Source organism: Mesorhizobium sp. M0621, from assembly GCF_040320745.1.
In the GTDB taxonomy this organism is placed as follows: Bacteria; Pseudomonadota; Alphaproteobacteria; order Rhizobiales; family Rhizobiaceae; genus Mesorhizobium.
On record NZ_JAMYQF010000021.1, the window covers coordinates 43,341 to 56,576 of the forward strand.

A 13,236-nucleotide genomic window follows, 5' to 3' on the forward strand; every position below is an offset into this window, starting at 1 on the left:
GATTGTCAGGCGGCCTTTTCCTTGGCCTTGCGCGGCAGGTGGGCGACGATGTTCTCGATGATGCGCATGCCGGCATTGTGGCCGAGCGTCATGATCGATTCCGGGTGGAACTGCACAGCGGCGATAGGCTCTTTGCGGTGTTCGAAGGCCATGATGACGCCGTCCTCGGTTTCCGCCGTGACGATGAAATCGTCGGGCAGCCGCACCGGGTCGGCAAAGATCGAGTGGTAGCGGCCGACGGTGACCTCCTTCGGCAGGCCGGAGAAGATGATGCCCGGCTTGGAGACGCGGATGCGCGACGGCTTGCCGTGCATCGGCACGTGCAACTGCCTGAGTTCGCCGCCATAGGCCTCGGCCAGCGCCTGCAGGCCGAGGCAGACGCCGAAGATCGGCAGATCGCGAGCGCGCGCCTTCTTTATCGTGGCGGCGCAATCGAAGTCCTTCGGGGTGCCGGGGCCGGGCGACAGCACGACGAGGTCGGGCTTCAGCCGGTCGAAGACTTCCTCCGGCACCGGCGTGCGCACGGTCGAGACATTGGCGCCGGTCTGGCGGAAATAATTGGCCAGCGTGTGGACGAAACTGTCCTCGTGGTCGACGAGCAGGATGTTGACACCGTCGCCGACGCGCGCGGTGGTACGCTCGGTGCTGGCGGAATTGCCTGTCTTGGCGTCGCGGATGGCGGAGAGCATGGCGGATGCCTTCAGTTCGGTTTCGGCTTCTTCTTCCTCGGGAATGCTATCGAAGAGCAATGTGGCGCCGGCGCGTACTTCGGCAATGCCGTCCTTGATGCGGATGGTGCGAAGGGTGAGGCCGGTGTTCATGTCGCCGTTGAAGTTGACCATGCCGATCGCGCCGCCATACCAGGCGCGCGGGCTCTTCTCGTTCTGTTCGATGAAGCGCATGGCCCACAGCTTCGGCGCGCCGGTGACGGTGACCGCCCAGGCATGAGACAGGAAGGCGTCGAAGGCATCCATGCCCTCACGCAGCCGGCCTTCGATGTGATCGACGGTGTGGATCAGGCGCGAATACATCTCGATCTGGCGCCGGCCGATGACGCGCACCGAACCCGGCTCGCAGACCCGAGACTTGTCGTTGCGATCGACGTCCGAGCACATGGTCAGCTCGGATTCGTCCTTCTTGGAGTTGAGCAGTTTCAGGATCTGCTCGGAGTCCGAAATGGCGTCGTCGCCGCGCTTGATGGTGCCCGAGATCGGGCAGGTCTCGACGCGGCGGCCGTTGACGCGCACGAACATTTCGGGCGAGGCGCCGATCAGATATTCGCCTTCGCCCAGATTGATGAAGAAGGAATAGGGCGAGGGGTTGATCGACTTCAGCTTGCGCGAAATCTCGGATGGCTGCGTCTCGCAGCGTTCGTAGAACATCTGGCCGGGGACGACCTCGAACAGGTCGCCGCGCTTGAACGAATCCATCGCCTTGCGCACCAGATCGGCATATTCGCCAGGTTCATGGTCGCCGCGCGGCGGGATGCGGTCGGGGCTCTTGAACGGCTCGGCGATTTCGTCGCGCGGCAGCCCTTCCGTCGAAAACCCGTCGCCGGCATAGTCGTAGCGATCGGTCCAGGCCTTGGCCGAATAATGGTCGACGACCAGGATCTCGTCGGGCAGGAACAGCACCAGGTCGCGCTGGCTTTGCTTGCGCTCGAGCTTGTAGTCGACCGGGTCGAACTGGAAGGCGAGATCGTAGCCGAAGGCACCGTAAAGGCCGAGATTGGCGTCTTCCTCGGTCTTGAACAGAGCGGTGATGGCACGCAGCACGGTGAAGACCGAAGGGACGCGGCTGCGCTCCTCCTCGGTGAACACACGGCCGGGTTTGGCGACGTCGAGGCGGATCAGCTTCTTCGAAGTCTCGGCGATGGTGACGTCGGCCAGGTCGCCCAGCGCCTTGCCGATAACCGGCAACAGCGCCTCGCCACGGCGGTTCAGCGCCTCGATACGCATGGCGCGGCCACGCGCCGAGATGACCAGCGGCGGGTCGATGATGGCGGTGTCCCAGCGCGTGTAGCGGCCGGGATATTCGTAGTTCGAGGAAAACACCGCACCCCGGCGCGAATTCAGGCCGTCGACGTAAGCGTCGATCGCGCCCGCATAGGGCCGGTCGTGGCGCTCGCGGGTGATGGTCACGCCACCCGCGGTCACGAAACTTTCCGCCCCGTTATCCAGAACCTTCATCGTCATTTCCGTCTCCATCAGCTTATTTGGGGCAACGGACCCGGGAATGGCTTGGAAAAAACAAATGGCCGCCCGGACTTTCCGTTGCGGCCACCCTCTCTTTTCGCGCACGCGCGTTCGAACAGGCCGCTGTCAGCAGGCCCACCACCAAATGGTCTTGGTCGAACGCATGTTCATGGCGAAATCCATAGCTGCGAAAGGGAGTATACGCAACAGGTTTGAAAAGCCTGTCCGGTGGCCGCAGCTTCTGCATCTCATGGCACATCGCCAGAGCCGACCGTGCGGCCTAGATTGTTCATCCAACAGCAGGAACATGGGAAACACCGATGACCGAGCAAATCGAGCGCGCGCGCACGTTCCATTCCCTCCACGTCAAGGGAAACCCAATCGTCCTCTACAATGCATGGGATCCGGGCTCGGCCAAGATCGTCGAGAAAGCAGGCGCCAAGGCGATCGCCACCGGAAGCTGGCCTGTGGCGGCTGCGTTCGGATATGCCGATGGAGAGAAAATCCCGCTGGAGCTGGCACTCGACAACATCAGGCGCATTGTCGGGTCGGTCGACCTGCCGGTGACCATGGACCTCGAGGGCGGTTATGGCGTCGCTCCGGAAGCCGTCGCCCATACTGTGACGCTTGCCTTGCAAGCAGGCGCCATCGGTTTCAATTTCGAAGATCAGATTGTCGGCGGCACTGGCCTGCACGACATTGCCGTGCAGGTGAAACGCATCGAAGCCGCGGCGGCTGCCGTCAAGGCCTCCGGCATCCCGGCCTTCCTCAACGCCCGAACCGATATCTTCCTCAAGGCCAAGCCGGATGCGCACGACAAGGCGCTGCTCGATCAGGCGATCGAACGGGCGCGGGCCTATGAAAAGGCGGGAGCGAGCGGCTTTTTCGCACCTGGTCTTGGCGATGAGGGCCTCATCGAGGCGCTCTGCAAGGCAATCGCGTTGCCGGTCAACATCATCGCGCTGGCGCATGTGCCGCCGCGCCAGCGGCTGGCCGAACTCGGCGTCGCCCGCATCAGCCATGGCCCGGTGCCTTACCGGCAGATGGCCGAATGGCTGGAGGCCAAGGCGCGGCAGGCCATTTCTGGCTAGGCGGGTGATGCTGCATGCAACGGGTTTGGGATTGGCCGAAGCCTCGCAACTTCGTCATCCACGGGCGGAGCAGGAGCGAAGCGACGCGGCGGAGACCCGAGGATCCATGCCGCGACCTCAGTTGAAGGGCGCAGCGGAACAGAATTCTGCACGTAGCGACGCTTTGAAGTCGCGGCATGGATTCTAGGGTCTGCGCCGCGTCGCTTCGCTCCTTGCTTCGCCCTAGAATGACGAAGCTATGGAGTGCTTCGGCAAACTACGAGGCAAAGCTTCCTCAATCCTCTAGCGTGCCCGACCTTGCGTCGGCGCTCTTCCTGTCGCCGACCAGCTTGAGCAGGTCTTCGCCGGCGCGGATGATGCGGCGCGAGCGGCGGGTCAGGATGATGCCGTCCTGCGGCGCGAAGACTTCGGTACGGCCATCGGCTTCGCCCGGCGCGTGGACGATAGTGGCGAGGCGCGCGCCCCTGGCGACGCGGTCGCCGGGCTTTACATCGTAGAGCACTGCGCCTCCCCGCGGTGCGGGCATCATGTCGATGTTTTCCAGCGGAGCGACGACGCCGGTGAACGGACCGGGCGCGGGCAGGGTGGTGTCGGCGATCACGCCGCGCGCCACCAGCAGCCGGTAGAGCCCTTCGGCGTCGGAGGCGGCCAAGGCGCCGTCGACATCGAGGATGCCGCGATATTCGACCGTGGTGGCGACGCGTCGGTCGACTTTCGCCATGTCAGCGGGAACGTTCTGGTAGGGCATGATCGAGGCGCCCTCGAACGTGCCATCGGTGTCTTCGCTCCACAGCACGACCGCATCGACGCCCATGGCGGCGGCGCAATCGGCCATTGCCGGCCATAGGCTGGTGTGGACGTAGAGATAGGCGAGGCCCTCGTCGTCGCAGTGCAGGTCGAGAACGATGTCATGGCCGAGCGATAGCTGCACCAGCCGGCTCTTCAGCCGCTGGTCGACGTTGCCAAGGCTGGTGTCGGGCAAGAGGGCGGCTTCGGGTGCGGCGAGCAGCGGAAAACCGCGGTTGAAATTGGTGCGCGTGCCCAGATGGAAGCGGCCCTGGTGCTCGCCGAAATGATACTGCGCGCGACCGATCGGGTTGGCCCAGGGCACGATGGTGAGGTTGCCCTTGATGCGGCCTTCAGCCTCCGCCTTGTTGAGTATCGGCATCAGCGCGTCGATAGCGACGACGCCCGGCAATTCACCGGCATGGAGCGCTGCCTGCAGATAGGCGGATGGGGCGGCCTTGTCCGCGCCCGCGAAGCGGAACAGCGGAAATTCGTAGGAAACGCCTTCGCTTTCGCCGGCGATGCGCTCGATCGATTTCTGCATGACTTTCTCCATCAAGAGCATGAGACATGCCCGTTTGAAGACGCCGATGTCGATTGGTCCAGCCTGCCGCGCTATAGGCGCAAGAGGTTACCCTGCGGGAGCCGGAAGAGGGATGACAGGCGCGCGCCGATCCAGCGCCTGCGACAGCACGGCAACGGCGACCGCCAACAGGGCGAGCGCTGCGCCAACCAGCGGCAAATTGGCATAGGAAACACCGGCGGAAAGGGCCACGCCGCCGATCCAGGCGCCGCCGGCATTGCCGACATTGAAGGCGCCCTGGTTCAGCGTGGCGGCAAGATTCGGTCCGTCGGAAGCCGCCTCGACGACGCGGATCTGCAGCGGTGGCACGACGACGAAGATGAGCAGGCCCCAGAGGAAGACGATGCCGATGGCAACGCTGGCGATAGTGCCGAACTGCATGAAGCCGACAAACAGCAGCGCCAGCAACAGCAGCGTGCCGATGACCGTCGGCATCAGTTTCCAGTCGGCAAGCCTGCCGCCGATGATGTTGCCGATGGTCATGCCGGCGCCAAACAGCAGCAGCACCCAGGTGACCGCAGAGGTGGACAGGCCGGATACGTCGGTCAAATAGGGTTTGATGTAGGTGAAGACGGCAAACAGGCTGGCCGAGGCAAGGGCGGCGATCAGCATCGCCAGCCAGACCTGCAGTTTGCCCAGCACGCGCAGCTCGCCGCGCAGCCCGCCACCGCTCGGTTCAGTGACGTCGGATGGCACCAGCCAGGCGATGGCAGCGACCGAGATCAGACCGATGCCGACCACGGCGAGGAAAGTTGCGCGCCAGCCGAAGGCTTCGCCAAGCGCCGTGCCGGCCGGAACGCCGAGGATGTTGGCCAGCGTCAGCCCGGCGAACATCAGCGCGATGGCGCTGGCGCGCTTGTTGCGCGGCACTAGGCTGGCGGCAACGACCGAGCCGATGCCGAAGAAAGCGCCATGGCCGAAGGCGGTGAAGACGCGTGCGGCCATCAGCGTCCAGTAGTTGGGCGAGATGGCGCAAAACAGATTGCCGACGACGAACAGCACGGCAAGGCCAACCAGCACTGGCTTGCGCGGCAAATGCGCGGTGGCCATCGCAACGATCGGGGCGCCGAAGACGACGCCCAGCGCATAGCCGGTGACGAGCAGGCCCGCCGAGGGGATGGACACGCCGAGATCGGCGGCGACCTCCGGCAGCAGGCCCATGATGACGAATTCGGTGGTGCCGATGCAGAAGGACGCAATAGCAAGCGCAAGGATTGGCAAGGGCATGGGGCGTCCAGACTGAATCGGTTCAAATGGAGACTGCGCGAAGGACGCCACCGTTCGCAAGTTGCATTGCTGCATTGCAGCAATGCAGAAAAGAAAGGGCTTTGAAATGGGTCGCCGCGGCTGTCAAACCAGCGGCTTCAGCTCCTGGGCGATGGTGGGCAGCAGTTCCGAGACATTCGGGTGAATGTGGACGGCACGCGCCAGCGTGTCGACGGGCGCCTTGGCGTACATCAGGTCGAGCACGCAATGCACCGCCTCGTCGCCACCGGGGCCGAGCACCGAGCAGCCGAGAATCTCTCTGGTGTCGGCATCGACCAGGATCTTCATGAAGCCTTGCGTCTCGCCCTTTTCGATGGCGCGGCCGACACGGGTCATCGGCCGCTGGCCGACCAGTGCGCGACGGCCGGATTTCTTCACCGCGGCCTCGGTCATGCCGCAGCGGCCGAGCGGGGGGTCGATGTAGAGCGCATAAGCTTCGATGCGGTCACTGACCTTGCGCGGATCGTTGTCGAGCAGGTTGGCGGCGACGATCTCGTAGTCGTTGTAGGAGGTGTGGGTGAAGGCGCCCTTGCCATTGCAGTCGCCCATCGCCCAGATACCGGGCACGCTGGTGCGCAGCTGGTCGTCGACAGTGACGAAGCCGCGCCGGTCGACCTCGACGCCTGCTCTATCGAGGCCGAGGTCGTCGGTGTTGGGCGTCCTTCCCAGAGCCAGCAGCACATGCGATCCGACCGCCGGCGGTTTGCCGGTCGAGAAGGTCACCGCGATGTCCTTGCCCTGCGTCGCAAAGCTGATGTCATCTGCACCGACATGGACTGTAATGTCTTCGTTTTCGAGGATCGACAGGATGGCGGCCGAGACGTCCTCGTCCTCGCGGCCGGTCAGGCGGGGGCTCTTCTCTATAACGGTGACTTCGCTACCGAAGCGGCGGAACATCTGCGCGAATTCGAGCGAGACATAGCTGCCGCCGACGACGACGAGATGGCGCGGCAGCACGTCGAGATCCATCATCGAGGAATTGGTCAGGTAGTCGATGTCGTGGATGCCGGGCAGGTCGGGCACCGAGGCGCGGCCGCCGGTGTTGAGGAAGATCTTGTCGGCGGTCAGAAGGTCGTCGCCGACGCGCACCGTGTTGGCCGATTCGAAGCGCGCATGTCCACGGTAGAGCGTGCATTTGTTCATGCCCGCGATCCATGTCTCCAGATTGGTGCGGGCGTCGATCGTCACCTTGTCCTTGCGCGCCTTAATCCTGGCATAGTCGACGCCGACGGGGCCGAGCGTGACACCATAGTCGGCCGCACGCCGCGCCAGATGCGCGGCATAGGCGCTGGCGACCATGGTCTTGGTCGGCATGCAGCCGGTGTTGACGCAGGTGCCGCCGACCAGCTTGCGCTCGATGAGCGCCACGCTCATGCCGGCCGCACTTAGCCGGCCGGCCAGCGAAGGGCCGGCCTGTCCGGCGCCGATGACGATGGCGTCGAAGGCTTTTGCCGTCATGCCACCGCCGCCACGATCAGCAAGCCGCCGACGATCGCCACCGCGTCCTCGATGAAGGCGGCGGGAGGATCCTTGCCGAAGGCGGCCGCCAGCCGGCCGCGTGCCTCGGCGCCGCCCAGCGTGCCGATGACAGCGCCGATGGTACCGGCAATCAGGCCGCCGATGGTGGCGCCGCCTGTCGCGCCGATCACCGCGCCGGTGAAAGCGCCCATGATGATGCGGGCGCCGAATTGCTGCGGCACTTTACGGCTCGGCGTCGACGGCAATTGGTCGGTGACCAGTTCGACGATGGCCAGGATGGTGAAGATGCCGACCGCGGCCCAGTGGCTCATAAAACTTGCCCAGATGCCGGCGACGGGCAGCCAGCCGAGATAAGCGCCCCAGGCGACGGCAGCCGGCGCGGTCATGGCGCGAAGACCGGCAATGACGCCGATCAGAAGTGCGAGAATATACAGCATCGTCGATCCCCCTCGATCGCCGGGCCAGGACAGTCCGGCAAGAGCAGGCTAGCATAGGTCCGGCATTTGACCAGCGCATGACTGCGAAAAATCCGAATGGATTTGCGCGGGTGCTGCCGGGGCGCTGGCACTTTCCCGTTAACTGCAATTGTGCTTTGGCAGTGACGTCACATGGAGACATCGTCATGGCTGGAAGCGAGCGCGCGAAGATGACGGCCGGCGAATGGTATACATGCCTCGACGACGAACTGGAGGCTTTGCGGGTGATAGCGCGCGACGCGGTGTTCGAGCATAATTGCCTGCCGCCGCGGCACCGCGGCAATCTCGGGCCGGGCCTGAAGGCACTGCTCGGCAAGGCCGGCGAGGGCGCCCGCATCGAGGCGCCGTTCCACTGCGCCTATGGCTTCAACATCTTTCTCGGTGACGGCGTCTTTCTCAATGCCGGCTGCACCGTCCTCGATACGGCGAGCGTGCGCATAGGCAAGGGAACGCTGCTCGGTCCCAATGTGCAGATCTACTGCGCCGAGCATCACAAGGAGGCCAGCGGGCGGCAAGCCGGACTGGAGATCGCCAGGCCGGTCGAGATCGGCGCCAATGCCTGGATCGGCGGCAGCGCGATCATCCTTGGCGGCGTCAGCATCGGCGAGGGCGCCATTGTCGGTGCCGGTGCGGTGGTGACGCGCGACGTGGCCACGAACACCACCATGGTCGGCAACCCGGCCCGGGTGGTCAAGCGGGATTAGGGATCAGTGCGAGAGCCCAGGAGCCATACGCTCCTGGCGTCGTGCTACATTAATCTACACCCGACACCGACGTCGCACTGCGTCCCGCCAACAGTAGGCGCCCGATATTCCACCGACAGCAGAACCTGTCGGTTGCACATATCAGGCGGCAACAGTCTCGTTTTGAGGGAACATGGCGCGACGTGTTTCAGTATCGAGTTCGGCCTTGAAGGTATGTTTCGCCTTCATATCCAAGGCGCGCTGAACGGCGGGACGCTTGGTCACTTCATCCATGAAGCGCGTGACATTGGGATAATCGCCAAGGCCTTTCTGGCCGAATACATATCCGGCCGAGGCGGCCCAACCCCAAAGTGCCATGTCTGCGATTGTATATTCGTCGCCCGCCAGATATCGGGCCTGCCCAAGGCGATGGTCCAGAACCGCGTAGTGGCGCTCGAGCTCCTTCACGTAGCGATTCTTCGCATAGGGGATATCTTCCGGCGCGTAGTGAAGGAAGTGGATCGCCTGACCGGAAAACGGCGACAGGCCGGTTGCCACGAACTGCAGCCATGACAGCATGACGGCCTTGTTCTTCAGCTCGCCGGGAAGGAACTTTCCGTGCTTCTCGGCGAGGTAGAGGAGGATGGCGTGGGAATCGAAGATCGTCACATCCCCGTCCACCATCGCCGGAACCTTGCCGTTGGGATTGACCGCCCTGAATTCGGGCGTGTGCTGCTCGCCCTTGAAGATATCGACCGGTGAGACATCGAAGGGTAATTCCAGTTCTTGCAGCAGCACCGCCACCTTCATCGAGTTCGGCGTGGCATGAAAATACAGATTGAGCATTTTTTCTGTCCCATCGTTGAACATCCACCCAGTCCGTCCGATTGGTCCGTCTGCCGATGTCGAAGTGCCCGGAACATGCCGGCTTGCCCATCAACGCACCAATCGATCTTGCGGATTGATGTTATCGAGCCCGTTCATGGCTGGGCAGGCGGTGGGATGGCTTTCGATTTTCGCAAGCACCAAACTCATGAAGACGATCAATTGGTCCCATCGTGCAAGGCGATTTCTCAAGGGGCGCACGGGGTTCTAGAGCGGTGACATCAACCGATCGAAAGGAACCCCAATCATGATCTCTCGCTCTCTTATGGCTGGCATCGCCGCCATAACGTCCTTCAGTTTTGTACCGCCATCGATGGCCGGCACCACGGTCCAGAAAATTTCGTTCACCTCGGACCAGAGTTATCCGGAAAGCATTACGTGGTCGGCCAAGCAGGACACCTTCATGGTCGGCTCGGTGCGTCATGGCCTGGTGGCCAAGGTCGACGAAGCCGGGAAGTACACGGTGTTCGTCCACGACGCGAAACTGATTTCGACGGCGGGCCTGCTCGTCGATGACAAGCGCAATACGCTCTGGGTGACGAACTCCGATCCGGGCGTCGGCGACCGCACCAATGCGGCGACCCAGGGCAAGCTTGCGGGCGTGGCCACATATGATGCCACGACCGGCCAGTCTCGGGCCTACTACGACCTCAGCAGTCTCAGCGGAGGCACTCATTTTGCCAATGATATCGCGCTCGACGCTGACGGAAACGCTTATGTGACAGACAGCTTTGCTCCGATCGTCTACCGGATCGATACGGCAGGCAAGGCAACGATCTTCGCGCAGGACCCGCGCTTCAAGGATGACGACGGCTTCAACCTGAATGGCATCGCCTGGCACAAGGACGGCTATCTGCTCGTCGGCAAATACAATACGGGTGAGCTGTTTCGCGTCAGCATCGCCGACCCAGGCAAGATCGAGCTGGTGAAGCTGCCCGAGCCTCTGACGGGTGCCGACGGCATTCAGCTGATCGATGACCAGCATCTCGTCGTCGTGCAGAACCTTGGCGTCGATCGCACCGTCGAACTGGTTTCCACCGACGGGTGGGCATCGGCAGCGATCGTCCGGCAGGAGCGCAGCATCATGTCTATGCCGACGGCCGCGGCGATCCTGGGCGACGACATCTACGTGCTGAACTCGCGGCTCGATACGCTGTTCGATCCCGCCGCCGACAAGGTCGGCGACTACCTGCTTCAGAAGTTCTGATAGCGCGACATGCGGTGGCCGGAACGGTTGCGTGGCGTCCGGCCACTACTCTTCGTGACTGCTGCGAGCGCTTTGCATCACCAGCTTGCGCAGCCACATGTGCGCAGGGTCACTGCGCATCCTCGGGTGCCAGAACAGGTTCATGGCGAACGGCGAAAGTATCAGGGGCGCCTCGAACAGATCAAGGACCTGAGCGAAGCGTCTCAGGAAACGCCGGGGCAGGGTGCAGATCAGATCGCTGGTCGCCAGGACGAGGGGGGCCAGGGCATAGCTCTGGATGGAGACCGTCACGTTGCGCTCGCGGCCAATCTCCGCAAGCGCGTCGTCGATCATCCCTGCAAAATGCCCGCCGCTCGTCGAAATGAGCAGATGGTCGAGGGCACAGAACTCGTCCAAGGTAATTGGTCCCTTGCCCCGTGGATGGCCGTGCCGCTGGGCGGTGACGAATTCCTCTTCGAACAGTTTTTGCCCGATCAGACCACCAGAGCCGTCTTCCGCGGCCCCGATGAAGAGATCGACGTCGCCCTGCTCCCGGTGCTCGACGATCCTGGGCTTGTTGGGCACTGTAAAAGCGACCTTTGCGTTGGGAGCTTGGGATTTGAACCGCGGAATGAGGTCCGGAGCCAGGATCGCCGCCGGATTGTCCGTTGCGGCAATGCGATAGACACGTTTGCTTGTCGCAGGGTCGAACAGATGGGCGGTATTCACAAAATCGCTCAACCGCTCGAGCAGGCGCGTGAGTTCGGCCTCAAGCGCCAGAGCGTGAGGCGTGGGGGTCATCCCCCGTCCGGACGCCGCCGTGGTGAAGAGTGGATCGTTCAGCAACTGGCGCAACCGCGTCAGACGGGCCGACAAGGCAGATTGGGTGATGTTCAATCTCGACGCGGCATGGGTGACGTTCTGGTGCTTCAACAGGGCGTCGAGTGTCAGCAGCAAGCCAATGTCGAAATCCGATAGTCGTTGAGTCAACGGGGCCTCGCAACGGTAGGCGACATTCGATCGATAGCGATCTCTAGCATGGCTCCCCAGTTTGACGAGCATGCGGTTGAGTCAATCTTGCGATGGCTTCTGGCTTGGTCGTGTCATTAGCTGTCTCCAACATCTGCGGCGTTGTTCTTCTGAGGTTGTGCTACATTAATCCGCGCATTTCAGCCGTAGACATTGCGTTCCACTGAACTGTCCCGAATGGCCGGGGTCGAACCCGTTACAGACCTGCGCATGTTCGACGCCGCACCCTCGTCGCTCATATCTTCTCGATTGCCCTTAGATGGTATCTGCCAACGCTGGGCACGCTACGGGCAATGTGCTATGGTTCGCACGTGTCGGAGGCAGCATGACTGAGTTAATGCTGATGGGGACGATTGGCGGGCTCCTTGGTAGCGCATTGGCGCTGATTGGTGTTCGGCAGGTAAGGATATTGGACTGCGTCGTCGCGTTCGGCTTGTTGCTTCTGGGGCTGGCTTGGTTTGTAGGCTAGTGAGCATGCGGCCCTGAGCGCGTTGAATCTCCAGCCGTTTTCGCGCGAGGCGTTCCTCCGCCTTACCCCCTCCGCGATCTATGAGGAACTCTCTAATGTCTGGCGGGCTGTACTTGCTCCTGATCAGGCCGCCTGGAGAATTCGCGCCGGTATTGCGCCGGCGATGTCCTGAGCCGTGCGGCGAAATGCTGGCGCAGCGAGGTGGCGCTGCCGAAGCCGGCTTCGAACGCTACCATGTCCATCGACTTTTCCGTTGCCTCCAGCAGCCGCTGCGCCAATTCGATCCGCTGGCCGGTCAGCCATTCGCCGAAACTGGTGCCGATCGATTTTTGAAAGCGTCGGGTGAAGGTTCGCCGGGTCAGGCCGGCGGCCTCGGCGACGCTGTCGAGGCTATGCGTCTCGCCGAGCGCCGCGCGAACCGCGTCGAGGGCCTGGGCGAAACGGTCGGCGTCCGCGCTCCTCGCCACCGGATGCTCGATGAATTGCGCCTGCCCGCCCTGCCGGTGTGGGGAAAGCACGATCTGGCGGGCGAGCCGCAGTGCCGCCTCCGCCCCATAACGGGCGCGCACGATGTGGAGACAGCAGTCGAGGCCGGCGGCGACGCCGGCCGAGGTCACGACATCGCCATTGTCGACATAGAGCACCGTGGCATCGACGGCGATGTCTGGGTGGAGTGTTTGCAACCGTTCGGAATAGGCCCAGTGCGTCGCGGCACGGCGGCCTGACAGCAGCCCGGCCGCGGCAATGGCGAAGGTTCCGAGGCACAGACCGACGATCAACGCGCCGCGTTGGTGTGCCCGGCGCAGCGCCTCCATCAGCAGCGGCGACGCCGGTTCGCCGAGATGATGCCAGCTTGGGATGATGACGATGTCGGCGCCGTCGAGCCCTTCGAGCCCATGCGGGGCGGTAACGGTCAAGCCGGCCTCGGTGTGGATCGGGCCGGCTTTGGCCGCGCAGATGCGGAAGTCGAAGCGCGGCAGGCCAAGCGCCGTCCTGTCCTCGCCGAACACAAGGCACGGCACGGAAAGATGGAACGGGCTGATGCCGTCGAAGGCGAGGACGGCAACGATCGGGTCGGTCATGGGTGCCTCCAGCGAGTGAGCGCGAA

At 63.3% G+C, this 13,236-nt stretch carries 12 protein-coding genes; 4 read left to right on the plus strand and 8 right to left on the minus strand.

Translation table 11 applies throughout. The features are described from left to right. Nucleotides 1–5: 5 nt before the first annotated feature. Nucleotides 6–2,195, minus strand: coding sequence for an anthranilate synthase (locus NKI38_RS16670; protein WP_352659315.1), 2,190 nt, complete (start codon nucleotides 2,193–2,195; stop codon nucleotides 6–8). Between the two features lie 320 nt (nucleotides 2,196–2,515). On the opposite strand from NKI38_RS16670, the gene NKI38_RS16675 reads away from it, so the two are divergent. Continuing rightward, the gene (locus tag NKI38_RS16675; protein WP_352659317.1) at nucleotides 2,516–3,286 is read left to right on the plus strand and encodes an isocitrate lyase/PEP mutase family protein; all 771 of its coding nucleotides are present in this window, start codon (nucleotides 2,516–2,518) and stop codon (nucleotides 3,284–3,286) included. Nucleotides 3,287–3,560: 274 nt separating this feature from the next. Here NKI38_RS16675 and NKI38_RS16680 read toward each other — a convergent pair whose 3' ends face one another. From NKI38_RS16680 to NKI38_RS16695, 4 genes are all read right to left on the minus strand, one after another. After that, the gene (locus tag NKI38_RS16680; protein ID WP_352659319.1) at nucleotides 3,561–4,616 is read right to left on the minus strand and encodes a M14 family metallopeptidase; all 1,056 of its coding nucleotides are present in this window, start codon (nucleotides 4,614–4,616) and stop codon (nucleotides 3,561–3,563) included. Nucleotides 4,617–4,703: 87 nt separating this feature from the next. Continuing rightward, complete coding sequence (locus NKI38_RS16685) at nucleotides 4,704–5,882, minus strand: MFS transporter (RefSeq protein ID WP_352659321.1); 1,179 nt, start codon at nucleotides 5,880–5,882, stop codon at nucleotides 4,704–4,706. Between the two features lie 123 nt (nucleotides 5,883–6,005). Further along, nucleotides 6,006–7,379, minus strand: coding sequence for an FAD-containing oxidoreductase (locus tag NKI38_RS16690; protein ID WP_352659323.1), 1,374 nt, complete (start codon nucleotides 7,377–7,379; stop codon nucleotides 6,006–6,008). Beyond that, entirely contained in the window at nucleotides 7,376–7,837 is a 462-nt protein-coding gene (locus NKI38_RS16695) for a DUF4126 domain-containing protein (protein WP_352659325.1), read from the minus strand. The genes NKI38_RS16690 and NKI38_RS16695 overlap by 4 nt, the downstream gene beginning before the upstream one ends. 185 nt (nucleotides 7,838–8,022) lie before the next feature. Between NKI38_RS16695 and NKI38_RS16700 the strand changes: the two genes are divergently transcribed. Beyond that, on the plus strand, nucleotides 8,023–8,580 hold the full coding sequence (locus tag NKI38_RS16700; protein WP_352659327.1) for a sugar O-acetyltransferase: 558 nt from the start codon (nucleotides 8,023–8,025) through the stop codon (nucleotides 8,578–8,580). 141 nt (nucleotides 8,581–8,721) lie between these two features. On the opposite strand, the gene NKI38_RS16705 is transcribed toward NKI38_RS16700, so the two are convergent. After that, the gene (locus tag NKI38_RS16705) at nucleotides 8,722–9,429 is read right to left on the minus strand and encodes a glutathione S-transferase family protein (protein ID WP_352659328.1); all 708 of its coding nucleotides are present in this window, start codon (nucleotides 9,427–9,429) and stop codon (nucleotides 8,722–8,724) included. 262 nt (nucleotides 9,430–9,691) lie between these two features. Here NKI38_RS16705 and NKI38_RS16710 point away from each other — a divergent pair, with 262 nt between their 5' ends. Further along, nucleotides 9,692–10,651, plus strand: a complete 960-nt coding sequence (locus NKI38_RS16710) for a hypothetical protein (protein ID WP_352659330.1) — start codon at nucleotides 9,692–9,694, stop codon at nucleotides 10,649–10,651. A gap of 45 nt (nucleotides 10,652–10,696) precedes the next feature. On the opposite strand, the gene NKI38_RS16715 is transcribed toward NKI38_RS16710, so the two are convergent. Beyond that, nucleotides 10,697–11,692, minus strand: a complete 996-nt coding sequence (locus NKI38_RS16715; RefSeq protein WP_352659332.1) for a LysR family transcriptional regulator — start codon at nucleotides 11,690–11,692, stop codon at nucleotides 10,697–10,699. Between the two features lie 292 nt (nucleotides 11,693–11,984). Here NKI38_RS16715 and NKI38_RS16720 point away from each other — a divergent pair, with 292 nt between their 5' ends. After that, entirely contained in the window at nucleotides 11,985–12,128 is a 144-nt protein-coding gene (locus NKI38_RS16720; RefSeq protein WP_352659334.1) for a hypothetical protein, read from the plus strand. Nucleotides 12,129–12,220: 92 nt separating this feature from the next. On the opposite strand, the gene NKI38_RS16725 is transcribed toward NKI38_RS16720, so the two are convergent. Continuing rightward, on the minus strand, nucleotides 12,221–13,210 hold the full coding sequence (locus tag NKI38_RS16725) for a GlxA family transcriptional regulator (RefSeq protein WP_352659336.1): 990 nt from the start codon (nucleotides 13,208–13,210) through the stop codon (nucleotides 12,221–12,223). Nucleotides 13,211–13,236 lie beyond the last annotated feature (26 nt).